General features: G+C 71.4%; 13 protein-coding genes. 10 read left to right on the top strand and 3 right to left on the bottom strand.

Annotation, left to right across the window (positions count from 1 at the left end; genetic code table 11):
- The 8 genes from ACRX5S_RS36060 to ACRX5S_RS36025 all read left to right on the top strand — a co-directional run.
- The coding region (locus tag ACRX5S_RS36060) for a LuxR C-terminal-related transcriptional regulator (protein WP_436777456.1) at positions 1-594 on the top strand (594 nt) is incomplete at its 5' end.
- A gap of 184 nt (positions 595-778) precedes the next feature.
- The gene (locus ACRX5S_RS36055) at positions 779-2,044 is read left to right on the top strand and encodes an HRDC domain-containing protein (RefSeq protein WP_436777455.1); all 1,266 of its coding nucleotides are present in this window, start codon (positions 779-781) and stop codon (positions 2,042-2,044) included.
- A 282-nt stretch (positions 2,045-2,326) separates the two neighbouring features.
- A complete protein-coding gene (locus ACRX5S_RS36050) occupies positions 2,327-3,412 on the top strand; it encodes a hypothetical protein (protein WP_436777454.1) in 1,086 nt (361 codons plus the stop codon).
- A 314-nt stretch (positions 3,413-3,726) separates the two neighbouring features.
- The gene (locus ACRX5S_RS36045) at positions 3,727-4,929 is read left to right on the top strand and encodes a thiolase family protein (RefSeq protein ID WP_436777453.1); all 1,203 of its coding nucleotides are present in this window, start codon (positions 3,727-3,729) and stop codon (positions 4,927-4,929) included.
- Positions 4,926-7,040, top strand: coding sequence for a 3-hydroxyacyl-CoA dehydrogenase NAD-binding domain-containing protein (locus ACRX5S_RS36040; RefSeq protein ID WP_436777452.1), 2,115 nt, complete (start codon positions 4,926-4,928; stop codon positions 7,038-7,040). Before ACRX5S_RS36045 ends, ACRX5S_RS36040 begins: the two co-directional genes overlap by 4 nt.
- A 798-nt stretch (positions 7,041-7,838) precedes the next feature.
- Complete coding sequence (locus ACRX5S_RS36035; protein WP_436777451.1) at positions 7,839-10,358, top strand: hypothetical protein; 2,520 nt, start codon at positions 7,839-7,841, stop codon at positions 10,356-10,358.
- A 248-nt stretch (positions 10,359-10,606) separates the two neighbouring features.
- The gene (locus ACRX5S_RS36030) at positions 10,607-11,014 is read left to right on the top strand and encodes a hypothetical protein (protein WP_436777450.1); all 408 of its coding nucleotides are present in this window, start codon (positions 10,607-10,609) and stop codon (positions 11,012-11,014) included.
- A 32-nt stretch (positions 11,015-11,046) separates the two neighbouring features.
- A complete protein-coding gene (locus ACRX5S_RS36025) occupies positions 11,047-11,481 on the top strand; it encodes a nuclear transport factor 2 family protein (protein WP_436777449.1) in 435 nt (144 codons plus the stop codon).
- Between the two features lie 85 nt (positions 11,482-11,566).
- Here ACRX5S_RS36025 and ACRX5S_RS36020 read toward each other — a convergent pair whose 3' ends face one another.
- From ACRX5S_RS36020 to ACRX5S_RS36010, 3 genes are all read right to left on the bottom strand, one after another.
- Positions 11,567-12,250 (bottom strand): DUF4352 domain-containing protein, encoded by a 684-nt coding sequence (locus ACRX5S_RS36020; protein ID WP_436777448.1) that lies wholly within the window; start codon positions 12,248-12,250, stop codon positions 11,567-11,569.
- A 306-nt stretch (positions 12,251-12,556) separates the two neighbouring features.
- Positions 12,557-13,327 carry a glucose 1-dehydrogenase gene (locus ACRX5S_RS36015; protein WP_436777447.1) on the bottom strand — a complete coding sequence of 257 codons (771 nt, stop codon included), beginning with the start codon at positions 13,325-13,327 and terminating at the stop codon, positions 12,557-12,559.
- A 54-nt stretch (positions 13,328-13,381) separates the two neighbouring features.
- Positions 13,382-13,843 carry a nuclear transport factor 2 family protein gene (locus ACRX5S_RS36010; RefSeq protein ID WP_436777446.1) on the bottom strand — a complete coding sequence of 154 codons (462 nt, stop codon included), beginning with the start codon at positions 13,841-13,843 and terminating at the stop codon, positions 13,382-13,384.
- A gap of 239 nt (positions 13,844-14,082) precedes the next feature.
- Between ACRX5S_RS36010 and ACRX5S_RS36005 the strand changes: the two genes are divergently transcribed.
- Both ACRX5S_RS36005 and ACRX5S_RS36000 read left to right on the top strand, forming a co-directional pair.
- Positions 14,083-14,478, top strand: a complete 396-nt coding sequence (locus ACRX5S_RS36005; protein ID WP_436777445.1) for a VOC family protein — start codon at positions 14,083-14,085, stop codon at positions 14,476-14,478.
- Between the two features lie 624 nt (positions 14,479-15,102).
- A complete protein-coding gene (locus ACRX5S_RS36000; protein WP_436777444.1) occupies positions 15,103-15,894 on the top strand; it encodes an SDR family NAD(P)-dependent oxidoreductase in 792 nt (263 codons plus the stop codon).
- The last annotated feature ends 184 nt before the right edge of the window (positions 15,895-16,078 follow it).

Below are 16,078 nucleotides of genomic sequence, written 5' to 3'. Positions count from 1 at the left end.
GACCCCCGGGTCCGCGACGCGGTCATCCGCCACCTGTGGGCCCTCGGGGTGCGTGACGTCGTCGGGACGTCCACCATCGCCGAGGCTCGATCCCGTGCCGGCACGCCCCGCGATCTGTGCATCGCCGACGTGCACCTGCCCGACGGTTCCGGCCTGGCCCTGCTCACTGAGATGCGGGCCTGCGGCTGGCCGAACGGTCTGGCGCTTTCCGCCGCCGACGACATCGGTGCCGTCCGCTCCGCGCTTGCCGCGGGTGTTCGGGGCTACGTCGTGACCGGCGCGCGGGCGGGATTGACTCCTGGACACGCACGACAGGCGAGCATGACGGGTATGGCGGGCATGTCCGCAGCCCAACGACTCCGCCCCGACCACAACGGGACCGACCCCACCTCGGGCTGCCGCGAGCTGTCCGCCCGCGAGATCGAGGTGCTGCGCCTCGTCGCGGAGGGGCGCTCCAACAAGGCGATCGGCCAGGCGATGGGCCTGTCCGCGCTGACCGTCAAGAGCCACCTGGCGCGCATCGCGCGCAAGATGGGCACCGGCGACCGCGCCGGCATGGTGGCCCTCGCGCTGCGCGCGGGCATCATCAACTGACCGCGGCACCGCACCATCGGCCGTGTTTTGCGGCCGAATCCGGTACCGGCCACCCGACACGGCCGGACCGATCCGGGATTTTCCGGTGCGGGGGTCCCTCCGTACCGGTGCAAACCGGGCACCAACCCCGGCTCCCCGGCAGGCAGCGTCATCGCCTGCCGGGGTTTCGGCGTATTTTGTAAAGGTGACCGACGCTTTCGACTGCACAGTTTCCGAACAGCCGGCGCCGGTCCCTTTGCTGGCACCCCGCGAGGGCGTCCCGCCGGTCGTGGCGGATCCCGACACCCTCGCCGGGACGGTCGCGGCCTTCGCCTCGGGCGACGGGCCCGTGGCCGTGGACGCCGAACGGGCGTCGGGCTACCGGTACGGCCAGCGCGCCTACCTGATCCAGCTGCGCCGCGCGGGAGCGGGCACAGCGCTGATCGACCCGATCGCCTGTCCGGACCTGTCCGAGCTGGGGGCCGCGCTCGCCGACACCGAGTGGGTTCTGCACGCCGCCTCGCAGGACCTCCCCTGCCTTGCCGAGGTCGGCATGGCGCCCGCGCGGATCTTCGACACCGAGCTGGCCGGGCGCCTCGCGGCGTATCCGCGCGTGGGACTGGGCGCGATGGTCGAGACGGTGCTCGGCTTCTCCCTGGAGAAGGGGCACTCCGCGGTCGACTGGTCCACGCGCCCGCTGCCGGAGCCGTGGCTGCGGTACGCCGCCCTCGACGTCGAGGTGCTCGTCGAACTGCGCGACCGCCTCGAACTGGTGCTGGGCGAGCAGGGCAAGCTCTCGTGGGCTCTGGAGGAGTTTGCGGCTACCGCCGCGGCGCCGCCGCCCACACCGCGCGTCGACCCGTGGCGCCGCACGTCCGGCCTGCACCGGGTGCGCCCCCGCCGCCAGCTCGCGATCGTACGGGAGCTGTGGGAGGCGCGGGACCGCATCGCGCGGACCAAGGACGTGTCGCCCGGCCGCGTCATCCCGGACACCGCCATCGTCGAGGCGGCGCTCGCGGGCCCGGCGTCGATGGCCGCGCTGATGGCCCTGCCGGGGTTCACCGGCCGCGACAGCCGCCGCCAGTCCTCGGCGTGGCTGGCCGCCATCGAGGCCGGACGCGCGATCCCCGACGACCAGCTGCCGCCCTCCACGCTCCCGCACGAGGGGCCTCCGCCCGCACGCGCGTGGGGCGACAAGGACCCGGCCGCGGCGGAGCGCCTGACCGCGGCGAAGACCGCGGTGGCGGCCATCGCCGACGAGCACGGCCTGCCGACCGAGAACCTCCTCGCCCCGGATTCGGTACGCCGCCTCTCGTGGACGCCCCCGTCCGTCCCGTCCACCGACGCCGTCGCCGAAGTCCTCCGCGCCCACGGCGCCCGGGAATGGCAGATCCGCCTCACCGCCCCCGCCCTCTCCGGCGCCTACCTCCGAATCGCCGCCCACGGCACGAACGCCAACGGAACCCCCTGACCCCGGCCCAAGCCCCGATCCCGGCCCCGGCCGGCGGCCCGGGCACCGGCGGCAGGCGCAGGCGGTGCCCGCTGCTGCGCACCACCTCGCCCGTGCCGTCGCCCTGGTCGTCGGCGCGGCCCGGACAAGAACCGCGCGACCGCCACGCGCGGTTCGCCGCGCGGCTCGCGCTCGGGCATCGCCATGGTCCCGGCACGGTTTCTGACACCCAGTCAGTCGTCGTGGCCCCCCGCATGCGAAGATCCGCTCCGCGTGGGGAGCGAATCGGCATCAGGGGGTCTCGTGCACCACAAGGTCAAAGCGTTCGTCGGCGCGGTCGCGGCCGCACTCGTCCTCGGCGGCTGCGCCCTCGGCCCGGCCGGCCGGGTCGCGGACGCGGCGCACGAGCGGCGCGGCCCGGGACCGGGTGCCTTGCCGACGTCTCCCCCGACGCCCTCCGCCTCGCCGTCGGCCCTGCCCTCGGCGTCCGCGGTGCCTTCCGCGTCCCCGAGCGACACGGAGGCGCTGAACATCTTCCGCACGCTCGAACTCGCGCCCCTCAAGGCTGACGGCAAGTTGGACGAGGAGGAGGCCGCGCGACGCCTTGCGGAGCCCATGCTGTCGCTGGTCAAGGCGAGTTGGCGCATCGCGAAGCCGAAATTCCGCCTCGACGGCCGTCTCGCGTTCGGGATCATCGACGAAAAGGTGTGGCGCGCCGCACCCACCCCCGGCGGCGACCGCTGGTTCGCGGTGAGCGGCACGTACAAGTACGAGGACGCGGACGGCGAACGGGGCACCGGCCGCATCTTCGTCTTCCGCGCCACCGCGGCCGACCCGACGTGGAAGTTCGCCTTCGGCGGGCACACGCTGGCGGAAACCGCCCTGCCGCCGCTGTCCGAGGGCGCGGACGGCTACGTCCCGGCGGTCACTTCGGACGACGGCCTCGTGATGCCGGTCGGACGCGCGTGCCAGGCCCACCTGGACGTGAGGGACCGAGCGTCCGCGGCCCAGTGGGGCCCCACCGTCAACAAGGGCGTCGCCGAGTTCGAGGACTACGCCGACAGCTACGAGTCGGCCGGTCTGAACGCCGTTTACACCGGGAAACTGCGCACGGACGCGGTCGGCCCGGTGTGGCGCACCTCCGACGGCGGCGCTCTGGTCCCCTGCCTCGTGGAGAACCGCTGGACCATCGCGGTGAAGCCCGGCTACGGCCCGATGACCCAGACCGGCGAGAGCCGCTATCTGCTGGATGTCGAGGGGTCCAAGATCAGGGGATACGTGGACACCAACATCAGCATGAAGCTCCTCGTGATCCCGACGACCGGCAAGCCCGACTTCGTCGCGGGCCTGACGTACCCACTCGACTACACCCAGACGGCGGCGCGCTGACCCTTGCACGGCAGCGCCCGGCAGCAATCCCGGCGCGCCTCGGAGGGGACCGCCGGGCACAGCCCGTACGGTCGGTAACACCCCCTCAGGCCGCGCCTGCCGGGCCTTTGCACCGCTCACGGCCCCTGGACAACGCGCCTCGCAGCGTTGCAGGCCCTTGCGAGTACGAGCGAGTACGAGCTTCGGGCCTGCGCCTCGCGATGCACGGCACCGAGACCGCGAGCAGCACAAAGACCCGGCAGACACGGCCTAGGCGATTTGGTTACCCGTGAGTAGCATGGGTGCGTAACCCTTCCATGAGGAGTGCTGCCACTGTGTCTCGTCACCCCCGGGACGTCGTCTTCGTCGACGGTGTCCGAACCCCCTTCGGCAAGGCCGGCCCCAAGGGCATGTACCACGAGACCCGCGCCGACGACCTGGTCATCGCCTGCATCCGCGAGCTGCTGCGCCGCAACCCGCAGCTCCCCGGCGACAAGGTGGACGAGGTCGCCATCGCGGCCACGACGCAGATCGGCGACCAGGGTCTGACGATCGGGCGCACCACGGCGCTCCTGTCCGGGCTGCCCAAGTCGGTGCCCGGCTACTCGGTCGACCGCATGTGCGCGGGCGCCATGACCGCCGTGACCAACGTCGCGGGCGGAATCGCCCTCGGCGCGCTGGACATCGCGATCGCGGGCGGCGTCGAGCACATGGGCCGCCACCCGATGGGCGAGGGCGCCGACCCGAACCCGCGGATCATCGCCGAGAAGCTGGTCGACCCGTCCGCCCTGGTCATGGGCTCGACGGCGGAGAACATCCACGACCGCTACCCGCAGCTCACCAAGGAGCGCGCCGACGCGTTCGCGGTCGGCAGCCAGGAGAAGGCCGCCAAGGCGTACGCCGACGGCCGGATCCAGCCCGACCTGGTGCCCGTCGCGACGCGCTCGCAGGAGAAGGGCTACGGCCTCGCCACCGCGGACGAGCCGCCGCGCCCCGGCACCACGATGGACGACCTCGCGGCCCTCAAGACCCCGTTCCGGGTGCGCGGCCGGGTCACCGCGGGCAACGCCGCGGGCCTCAACGACGGCGCCACCGCCGCGATCATCGCGTCCGAGGAGACCGCGCGCGAGCTCGGCCTGCCGGTCAAGATGCGGCTGGTGCAGTACGCGTTCGCGGGCGTCGAGCCGGAGGTCATGGGCATCGGCCCGGTCCCGGCCACCGAGAAGGCGCTGGAGCGCGCCGGTCTGACGATCGACGACATCGGGCTGTTCGAGCTGAACGAGGCGTTCGCCGTCCAGGTGCTGTCGTTCCTCGACCACTACGGCATCGCCGACGACGACCCGCGCGTCAACAAGTACGGCGGCGCGATCGCGTTCGGCCACCCCCTCGCCTCGTCGGGCGTACGTCTGATGACGCAGCTCGCGCGCCAGTTCGAGGAGCACCCCGAGGTCCGCTACGGCCTGACCTCGATGTGCATCGGGCTCGGCATGGGCGGAACGGTCATCTGGGAGAACCCCCACTGGGAGGGCGACAAGTGACGGACCTCAAGCAGCTCGCCCAGGACATCTTCCCGGACGAACTGGTCACCCACTTCCCGGTCCAGGTCCTCGACCTGCCGTACGGCGCGGGCAAGTTCGCGCTGATCACGATGGACAACGGGTTCGACCACACCAAGCCGACCACGTTCGGCCCGGCGGGCCTCGCCGAGCTGGGCGCGGCGCTCGACAAGGTCGAGGAGCTGGCGGCGTCCGGCTCGATCGTGGCCGCGGGCGTGACCGGCAAGCCGTTCATCTTCGCGGTGGGCGCGGACCTCAAGGGCGTCGGCGTCATCCGCGAGCGCGACCAGGCGCTGGCCATCGGCCGGGCGGGGCACGACGCGTTCCGCCGCCTGCGCAACCTGCCGGTGCCCACCTTCGCGTTCTACAACGGCGCGGCGATGGGCGGCGGCGTCGAGATCGGCCTCGCGTGCACGTACCGGACGATCTCGTCCGCGGTGCCGGCCCTCTCGCTGCCGGAGTGCTTCCTCGGCCTGGTGCCGGGCTGGGGCGGCTGCACGCTGCTGCCCAACCTGATCGGCCCGGAGAAGGCGGTCTCGGTCGTCATCGAGAACGCCCTGAACCAGAACAAGCAGCTCAACGGCAAGAAGGCGTACGACCTCGGCATCGCGGACGTGCTGCTCGACCCGGCCGACTTCCTCGCCGAGTCGCTGCGCTGGACGGCCCGCGTGGTCAACGGCGACGTCGTGGTGGAGCGCGCCGAGTTCGACCGCGGCGCGGGCTGGGACGCGGCGGTCGCGGCGGGCCGCGCGCTCGCGGACGCCAAGGTGCACGGGGCCTCCCCCGCGCCCTACCGCGCCCTGGACATCATCGACGCGGCCCGCTCGGGCGACGTGGACGCCGGATTCGCGCTGGAGGACGAGGCCCTCGCGGACCTCATCATGGGCGACGAACTGCGTGCCGGGCTCTACTCGTTCGACCTGATCCAGAAGCGCGCCAAGCGCCCGGCCGGGGCGCCGGACCGCGCGCTGGCCCGTCCGGTCACCAAGGTCGGCGTGGTGGGTGCGGGCCTGATGGCCTCGCAGCTCGCGCTGCTCTTCGCGCGCCGCCTCGGCGTGCCGGTGGTCCTGACGGACATCGACCAGGAGCGCGTGGACAAGGGTGTGGCGTACGTCCACGAGGAGCTGGACAAGCAGCTCCTGCGCGGCCGCCTCAGCCAGGACTCGGCCAACCGCTACAAGGCCCTGGTCTCCGGCTCGCTGTCCAAGGACGCCTTCGCGGACGCCGACTTCGTCATCGAGGCGGTCTTCGAGGAGATGTCGGTCAAGCAGCAGGTGTTCGCCGAGGTCGAGGCCGTCGTCTCCGACACCTGCATCCTGGCGACCAACACCTCCTCCCTCTCCATCACCGAGATGGCGTCGAAGCTCGCGCACCCCGAACGGGTCGTCGGCTTCCACTTCTTCAACCCGGTCGCGGTGCTTCCTCTCCTTGAGGTCGTGCGGGCCGAGCAGACCGACGACGCCTCCCTCGCCACCGCGTTCGGCGTCGCCAAGCAGCTCAAGAAGACCGCCGTACTGGTCAAGGACGCCCCGGCCTTCGTGGTCAACCGCATCCTGACCCGCTTCCTCGGCGAGGTCCTGGCCTCGGTCGACGAGGGCACGCCGATCGAGGTCGCCGACAAGGCCCTCGAACCCCTCGGCCTGCCGATGTCCCCGATGGTGCTCCTCGAACTGGTCGGTCCCGCCATCGCCGCCCACGTCTCGGAAACCCTGCACACGGCCTTCCCGGACCGCTTCGGCGTGTCGTCCAACCTGACCCGCGTGGTCAAGGCCGGCAAGCGGTCCTTCATGACCTGGACCGCTTCCGGCACCCAGAAGGTCGACCCCGAGGTCGCCGCCCTGTTGGAGGTGGGCTCCAACCCGCTCACCGCCGAGCAGGTACGCGACCGCGCGCTCGCCGCCCTCGCCCAGGAGATCCGGCTCATGCTCGACGAGGGCGTCGTGCAGGCCGCGCAGGACATCGACCTGTGCATGATCACCGGCGCCGGCTGGCCGTTCCACCTGGGCGGGATCACCCCGTACCTGGACCGCACCGGCGTCTCGGAGAAGACCACCGGCAAGCGCTTCCTCGACCCGGGCGTCGCCTCGGTCTGACCCACCCACCCCAATACCGGGGTGGCTCCTCCCCCGTAGCCACCCCACCCCGGTGCGGCGTCCCCTCAAGGGCGCCGCACCGGGTCTTTCCACAGCCAGAAGTCGCAAGACCCAGCTGTACTTCAAACACCCCAAGGCGGCCGGCGGCAAGCCCCTGGAGATCAAGTCCCCCGACGCCGGCGTGTTGCCTCGCGGGCTCGGCAGCGGCTGGACGTTCGCCTCGATCGACCCTGACTGTCGCCGCAATCCACCGCCGCGGTGGCCTTGGAAGCGGCCTTGCGCGATTTGTCTAGTTCCCGTGCGCGGAATCGCAAGAACGCATGGCGACGCGCCCCTAGCGTGCTGCCACCGTCTCGACGGCGCAGAAGCGGTCGGTCGACCGGGTCGACGTCCACGCCACACACCCGGGCGAGATGCGGCCCAGCGGCGAGACCGGCACACCCACGACACGTCGAGCACTCGGACCTTCGGCTTGGAAAGCATGTACGCGCCCTGTGGTCACCGGAGCCCGGACGGCTCAACACCGCGAGTCGCCCGGACGGCCCTCTCCCGTACCCGGATGATCCTCTCTGGACGGCCTCGGCCGACCCGTCGCAGAACCTCGTCGGCGTACAGGGCACGGCGAACGCTCCGCACCGACAACCACGCGGCGGTGCCGCCGGCCGTGTGCGGGCCTCCTTCCACCCCCGCTCGGCCGAAGCAGACGCGGACCCGATTGTCGAGGCCCCCGCGACCTGTCGGCGAGAACTGGCCGGCTCCGGCCGCACACGGGAGGCACGGATCTTGTACCGCGGGTTATTGAGCCTCCTCCGCTCCGTTAAAGACCCCGCTGGTACCGTCGCCGCTCCGTACGACCCCGAACTGCACTATCCGAACCCATGGTTGGCACTCAAGGCACCACACAACGCCTACAGCGACTACCACCATGAGCGAGCCGACCGCCTGCTGTCGTGGATGGCGCCGCACGTCGAGCAGGACACGCAAGCGATCACCCGGATGCGGGCGTTCGAACGCCGGCAGCCGAGCTTCCAGACCGACGGCGGTGAGGTCTACACCCACCGCCCGCCCGACTCGCCGAAGACGCGGCTGATGTACCGCGACCGGACCGGTAACGAGCGCGTTCTCGTCGACAACTTCACGCCGAGCATGGAATACCCCGACGTCTACCCGAACGGCTTCTGGGTGTCGCCGGACGCCCGGCACGTCATCTACTCCGACGCCGACCCGGTGCACGAAGGAGGCGCCGCGCTGCACATGGTCCGGACGGACACCGGCGCCCAAGTCGGTGCTCCTCTGCTCGACGCGCAGTACCCGTCGGGCTCCTGGATCGACAACCGGCGTTTCGTGTATGCACTGCACGCGCCCGGCAAGATCCGTTCCTGGGAGCACAATTGGCGTCTCCATATGCGCACCCTCGGCGCCGACGGCACCTTCGTCGACGAACGGCTGCACGGTCCCGAGCGGGCTTCCGGCTCATCCCGCTACGACTTCGTGCCGGGCCCGAAGCCCGGCACCGTGACCATCCTGTCCTACAGCTCCCTCCTGAACTCGCCGCAGAGCGTGGACGTCGTCGACCTGGACGGCAACGGCGGCGGGTTCCGCATCCAACGCGAAGCCGACAAGGCCCTCGCCCGCGTTCGCCCCGGCCCCCGGCAACCGGACGGCACACGGCGGATGTTCGTCCTGCGGCTGGACCGCCGTTCGCGTCATGCCGGGCGGATCGTCGTGGTCGATCCGCCCGCGCGGCCGGGGCGCCGCCCGCGCCGGCGCCAGGTTGTCGCGGGACGGCGCGGCGACGTGATCCGTGAGTTCGAGGTGATCGACCGCGGCCCCGACCGTCCGCCGGCGCTGGCGTTGTCCATCCGCCGCCACGGCGCGGAAGCCCGCGTCGACATCGTGGAGCTCAAGACGGCCGCCCCATGGCGGGGAGGGTTGAAGGCCGGCCGACGGTGGACGCCCGAACTCGACGGCGCCCAGCCCATCATGAGCCGGCGGCGGCGCGACCGGATCAAAGGCTGGTACGGCACCATCGCCTCCATGACCGCCACCCGGGGCGACGGCCGCGGCGGCCTGGACATCGAGTACGCCGCCCGCGAATCCGTACCGCACCGGCTGTACCGGATGGACAACCTCGACAGAAACACCGCCCCGCGGGTGGTGGCGGGACCATCGACACAGGCGGCGCGCGCCGCGGGTGTCCCCGCCGTCGACGTCACCCTGCACCGCCCGCGCGTCGGCCTGTTCAGACGAACCTCCCTCCACCTCGTACGCCCGCAAGGGATTCCGGCAGGTCGCCCGGTCCCCGAGATGTACACGGCCTACCCGTACTACTTCCTGGGCGGCCACAACCTGAACTTCACCCCCTACGCGGCGACCGTCGTCGCCAAGGGCATCGCCTGGGCCGGCCACCCCGTGTTCGGCAGCGGCGCCCGCGGCTTCCACGAAGCCACCGGTGAACACCGCCACGCGCGACGCCGCGCCCTCCGCGAAATGCGGGCGGCACTCCGCCACCTCGACCAGGTCCCCGGCCTCGCCGGGCGGAGCCGACGCACCGGGTTCTTCCAGTCCGCAGGCGGCATGACCGGACTGGACGCCTACCGGCACGCCCCCGAGGAATTCCGCAGCCTGTTCTTCAACCGGACGCTTACCTCGACCCTCACCCGAGATCGTCCGAGCCAGGCCGCGCACATGCTCGTGGACTCACCGCTCGACCGCCGGGCGGGCTACGCGCAGTCGGGAGGCATCCGGGAAGCGGTCCGCAAACCCCCGGAGAACGTGGTCTTCACCCTCGGCAGCTCCGACCCGCGCATCCCCGACCACCTGGTACGCATGACCGCCGCCGCGTTCGACGAGGCACGGGCCCGCTTCTTCGGCGACAAGGGCAAGCAGCCCGGCGGCACCTACCTCATCGAGCAGCGCGGCAGCGGGCATTTCCCCGGCGGAAACGAACAGGCCGTCATCTCCACGGTGGCGGGGTTCCTTGCCGGACGCCACCAACGCCCTGCCCCGGCCGCGAACACCAACCTTGCACCGAACCTCCCAGGCGTACGCACGCCGGCCAACGCCTCGCCGCCACTCTCCCGCGCGGCGACCGCGGCGTTTCCCGCGCGCAGGGCCCCCGCAGCACAATCCGAAGTCGGCCTCCTCGCGTCTCGGGGACTGAAGCCCCTTCACTCGCTACGGCAGGCCCTGCGCAAACACCTGAGCGCCGTCACCGACCGCCACGCAGACCGCCGCGCCGATCGGCAGGTCACCGCCCGCATCACGGACATCGGAAAGGACGTACTCGAACTCTCGCGCCAAAAAGGACCGCGCTGATCCCCCCATCGACTCCGGTGTTGCCACCGCCAGTCGAACCCCACCCCGGCGAGCCGACCGAACTGATCGACCGCGAACCGGCACGGCAGCTCTTCGTGTCGGAGAGCCCCGAGCCTCACGTCAACCGACCGTGATTGGACGACGAGACGTGTGCGTTCTTGTGTCTCTCCGAGACCGGCGACACTCCAGGCCCCATGATGGTCGACAGCCATCACCGACAGAGGGGGGTCGCCACCATGGCTCGGGACTTGACCAGGACTGTCCGCTACGCCGGTGCCGGTTGGGGTGCGGCGCGGGTCGCCCTCGGGGTCGTCGCCATCGCGGCGCCGCCGGTCGCGTCGCGACCTTGGGTGGGGCGGGATGTGGAAACGCCGGGTGGGACGGTGTTCGCGAAGGCATTGGGGGTACGCGACATCGCGCTCGGTGGTGGGACCGCAGTCGCCGCGCTGACCGGCCGGGGGTTCGCGGCGTGGGCGCTCGCCTCGGCCGCCGCTGACGTCGGGGACACGCTCGTGACCCGTCAGCACTGGCCCGATCTGCCGCGTACGCGCGTGGCGATCGCCGCCCTCGCGTCGGTGTCCGCGGCGGCCGGGGTGGTACTGACGGCGGCGGATGCGGTCGTGGGGCGGCGTACTGCGACTGCCGATCACCATTGATAGTTGCGCGCTCCCGGGTTAGACCGGTTCGCGTGACCAAAGACCTTGCCGCGGCAGCCCGCGAAGCCGTACTCGCCCATGTGCGCCACTGGAACAACCAGGACAAGGAGTCCTGGCTGAAAATCCTCGCCGACGACGTCCGCTACGAGGACCCGCCCGGCACCGTCGCGGGCATCGGCCGCGACGTGATGTCCGTCCAGGCCTGGGACAAGTCGTTCACCCCCGACAAGACCTGGATCCTCGAACCCGTACTGGTCATCGCCTGCGGCCGGGAGGCGCAGGTCTACATGCGCAACCACGGGTCCGTCGCCGGCAAGCCCGCGTGGGTGAACAGCATCGAGCTCTGGCGCGTCAACGACGAGGGGCTTGTCGACTCGGTACGCGCCTTCTGGGAGCCCCCGGCGGAGATCCGCTCCCACTTGGGACTCTCCACGTGGGAGGGCGAGAAGGCGCTCGCTCCGGAGTAGACCGCGTCAAGCTGGTGAACGGACGGGTCCGGGGGCGTCGGTGCGCGCCCTGGACCCGTCCGGACGTATTCCGTGGGCAGTGCGGTCAAGGGATCGTCCACTGACCCGTTTCGTCGGCGAAGCCGGAGTTGGCGCCGAACTCGATGGCGACGATCTTGGAGTCCAGGGGGACTTCGTAGACCACGACGCCGAGGCGCGACTGACCGGGCTGCACCTTGGTGCCGGAGCTGTACGGCACGCCTGCCGTCGTCTCGGCGTACGTCGACCGGAACTCCTGGCCCCGGGCGTCCGCGAGCGTCGATCCGGTGGTCGGACCGCTCTCCGAGACCGTGCTGCCCGTGTTGGCGACACGCCATTGGACGGCCACGAACCGCATGCCGTCCTTGGGCTTGGCGAACGAATAGTCGCTGGTCGGCTGGGCGGGGTCGACGACCTTGACGACGGTCACGTCGATCTTCTCGCCTTCGTAGCCGCTGAGACTGATCGTGTCGCCAACTGCCGCCGTCTTCGGTCCTGTTGCCCCGGTCGGCGCGGCGCTGGATGCCCCGGTCGGCGCGGTGACGGTCGGCGCTGCGGTCGGCGGGAAGACCGGCGCGGACGACGAACTCGGCGTCCCCGACGCCCCGGTGGCCGACGGCGCACCCACCGGTCCCCGCCCGTCCGGCGAGTCGTCCGGACCGTCGGCGCAGCGCTCGCGCCACTCGCCCATCGGAATGCGGGGATCCGCGCAGTCCATGGCCGACGCCTCCGGCGACTTGGCCTCGGTCACGGTCCTCGCACTGTCACTGGTGCACGCGGCCAGCAACGCGGTCCCCACAACCGCCGCCGCCAATGCCGATATGCCTCTCCGTACCATTTTCGGCCCCCCAAGATGGCTGGAGATTCATGATGCCAAAGGCCCGGGCACGGCGGCATGAGGAATGACCGATGTCGGCGGCGTCGGCCTTCTTCGTCGCGATCGACGGCACTTCAGAAAGGGTGGGCCCCGGTTTTGGACCCACCCTTTGGCGGCGGAGGGCTTTTCCGCAAAGGGCTGTCTGCGGATGGACTTCAGGGACTTGTACGACGTCTTGGCTCAGGCCCAGTTGGGGCCTGAGGTCATGCCGCCGTCAATGAGGAATTCGGCGCCGGTGGAGTAGGAGGAGTCGTCGGAGGTGAGGAAGAGGGCGAGTTTGGCGACCTCTTCGGGTTGGCCGACGCGGCCGAGGGGGAGGGCGGCGTAGATGTCGGCGGAGGAGGTTTCGTCGGCCACCAGGCCTTCGACGTTTTCGGGGCGGACCATGGGGGTGTCGATGCCGCCGGGGTGGATGGAGTTGACGCGGATTCCGGCGTGGCCGAGTTCGAGGGCGGCGGCCTTGGTCATGCCGCGTACGGCGAACTTGGTGGCGGTGTAGCCGATCATGTTCGCGACGCCCTGGAGGCCGCTGGTGGACGAGGTGTTGACGATGGTCCCGCCGCCGGACGCGGTGAGGGCGGGGATGACGGCCTTCATGCCGAGGAATACGCCGACCTGGTTGACGCCGACTATCTGCATGTAGGCGTCGAGTGTGGTGTCGACGATGGGGCCGAACTGGAGGATTCCGGCGTTGTTGATGAGGCCGTCGAGTTTGCCGAAGGCGGAGAGGGCCGCGTCGACGGCGGCGGTCCAGTCGGACTCGCTGGTGACGTCGAGGTGGACGTAGCGGGCTGCGTCGCCGAGGTCGGCGGCGACGGCCTTGCCCTCGGTGTCGAGGACGTCGCCGAGGACGACGCGGGCGCCTTCGGCGACGAACAGGCGGGCCTCGGCCTCGCCCTGGCCGCGGGCGGCGCCGGAGATGAGGATGACGCGGTCGTCGAGCTTTCCCATGCTGGAACGGGTCCTTCCGGTTCGGCGGCGGAGCGGAGCAGGAGGGCGGGCGGGTCAGGCCAGGGGGATCTTGAGGTGCTGGGTCAGGTCGCCGTTGTGCGTGGTGACCATGTGGCGGGACGCGAAGCGCCAGGCCCCGTCGGCGCCGCGGGTGAAGGTGTCGCGGTAGCGGCCGGTGATGATCGGCTGGAGCGGCAGGTCGGGCGTCGCCTGGAGGACGGTGAAGTACGAGCGGGCGGAGGCGGTCCCGGCGTCCTCGTCGATGTCGAGGATGAGGTTCGTGGTGACGTGGTTGGTGTGCGGCGTCCCGTCGTCCTCGTAGCGGAGCGTCCAGGTGTCGTACATCGCGAAGACGGCGTCGCGGCCGACGGTCTCACGGTCGGTGCCCTCGGTGGTGATCCTGGCGTCCGCGAGCAGGTCGGCGACGCGGTCGAAGTCGCCGGCGTCGATGGCTTCGGCGTACAGCGCGATGAGGTTCGGTACGGCGATGTGACCGGGCTGCTTCTCGGGTGCCACGTGCTCTCCTCCGTCGGTTGCTGCGGCGGGCGGTCCACCGGGAGACCCGCCGCCGGGCGGCCTTGATCGGCCGCCGTCACCGTACGGGGCCGCCCGTGCGGAATCCAGGCACATCGCGGGGTCGGTCGGGGAGGGTCGGCGAGGGGGTTGTCGGGAGCGGTCGGAGAAGGCCGGAGGAAGCCGAAGGAGGTCAGGAATCGAGAAGCCGATGCGTCCGCCCCGCGCCTAGCGTTGCGGCCATGGACATCAAATTGCAGGTGACAGTGGTCATGCTCGGGGTCAAGGACGTCGAGCGGGCCAAGAAGTTCTACGCCGAGGGCCTGGGCTGCCGGGTCGAGCAGGAGCACCCCGGGTTCGTGCGGTTCGCACTCGGCGACGGGTCGGCGGCGCTGGCGCTGTACCCGTGGGACCAGGTGGCCGGGGACGCCGGGGTTCCGGCGGAGGGGTCGGGGTTCCGCGGTTCGTCGCTGCACTTCGTCGCGGACTCGCGGGAGGAGGTCGACGAGGTGCTGCGCGCGGCGGCGGCCGCCGGGGCGACCGTGGTCAAGGAGGCCGCGGCCCTGGAGTGGGGCGGTTACGACGGTTACTTCAGCGACCCGGACGGCCACTTGTGGAAGGTCGTGAGCGCGAACTGACCCTCCTGGGGGCGGCCGTGGACGACCTTCGGCGCGGCGGCACCGGACAACGTCGGCGCAGGGTCTGCCCCCACTGAGCGCGGCACCACCGCACAACGTCGGCGCAGGGTCTGCCCCCACTGAGTGCGGCACCACCGCCCAAGGCCCGGCCCGGCCACCCCGCCGGCCCGGGCCGCCGCGGCGATGTGGGGCGAGCGGGGGGCAAGACGCGCGGGGCGACCAGGGCGCAAGACGCGCGCGGGGCGGGTGAAGGCGCAAGACGTGCACGAGGTGAGCGGGGCCGCAAGAAACGCGTGGGGCGGCCGGTGCTGATGGGCACGGCGTAGGAGCGAAGCGCGCGGGAGCGCGAGGGCGCGTGGGACGGTCCGGGCCCGGTGCTGATGGCCGGGGCGTACGGGCGTCAGTCGGCGGTGTACGGGGCACGCAATCTCCGGGCGCAGGGGGCGGCCGGGAAGGCACTGCCGACGCGGGTACACCGCCGGGGCGATCTAAATCGCGTCGGATGGCTCTTTAGTGACGCGGCGTCAGATGGCATGGTGAGCGGGTGCGCCGCCGCCGCGAGGCGGTCGGTGCCGCCACGCCGTGCCGGGGTGGCGAGGTCGCCAGAGAGTGTGAGGTTCTGCCGTGGTTCTTGACCCTTCCGTCGCGCTGCTCGCCGGAAAGACGGCCGTTGTCACCGGGGCCGCGCGTGGCATCGGCGCGGCCACGGCCGTCGCCCTCGCGCGCTTCGGGGCTGATGTCGCGATCTGCGACAAGGAAGACCAGAGCGCGACGGCCAAGGCGATCGAGGAGACGGGTCGCAAGGCCTTCGTCGGGACGCTGGACGTGCGCCACACCGACGCCGTCAACACGTTCATCGCCGAGGCCCACGCCGCACTCGGCCCCCTGGACATCCTCGTCAACAACGCCGGCGGCGGCTTCTGGTCGCCGTTCCTGGACGTCCGCCCCAAGGGGCAGCAGGCCCTCGTCGACGAGAACTTCACGACCGTCACCAACGTCGTGCGCGCGGGTGTGCCGCTCATGAACGACGGCGGCTCGATCATCAACCTGACCAGCGTCGAGGCCCACCGCGCCGCCCCCGGCTTCGCCATCTACGCCGCCATGAAGGCGGCCGTCGAGCAGCTGACCAAGTCGCTCGCGCTGGAGCTGTCCCCGCGCCGCATCCGGGTGAACACCGTGGCCCCCGACTCCATCCCGACCCCTGGCGACGAGGGGCTCGCGGAGGCCGTCGGCGGGGTCGACTACGGCGACAAGGTCCCGCTCGGCCTCGGCACCCCCGACGACTGCGCGGCGCCGATCGTGTTCCTGGCGAGCGCGATGTCGTCGTTCATGACCGGCACGACGCTGCACGTCGACGGCGGCACCGACGCCGCGTCCGGCTGGACGCGCCGCCCCGACGGCACCTGGACCCCGTAGCCGACCGGAGCCGCGTCCCGCGGCCGCCCCACTCGTGTAGGGAGCCCCATGGAATTCGGCATCTTCTTGCAGGGCTACAACCCGAAGCACCGGCGTGAAGGCAATCCCGACGCCGAGCACGAGGCGTTGATGAACGACATGGCGTACGCGATCGCCGCCGACAAGGCCGGGTTCAAGTACGTGT

Source organism: Yinghuangia sp. YIM S09857 (assembly GCF_051388915.1).
Classification (GTDB): Bacteria; Actinomycetota; Actinomycetes; order Streptomycetales; family Streptomycetaceae; genus Yinghuangia.
The sequence above is the reverse complement of the archived record's forward strand: the minus strand, read 5'-3'. Positions and strand labels throughout refer to the sequence as shown.

Bases quoted from the DNA above. Each gene is read 5' to 3' on its own strand.
- ACRX5S_RS36015 (WP_436777447.1), bottom strand. From the start codon at position 13,327: ATGGGAAAGCTCGACGACCGCGTCATCCTCATCTCCGGCGCCGCCCGC.
- ACRX5S_RS36005 (WP_436777445.1), top strand. From the start codon at position 14,083: ATGGACATCAAATTGCAGGTGACAGTGGTCATGCTCGGGGTCAAGGAC.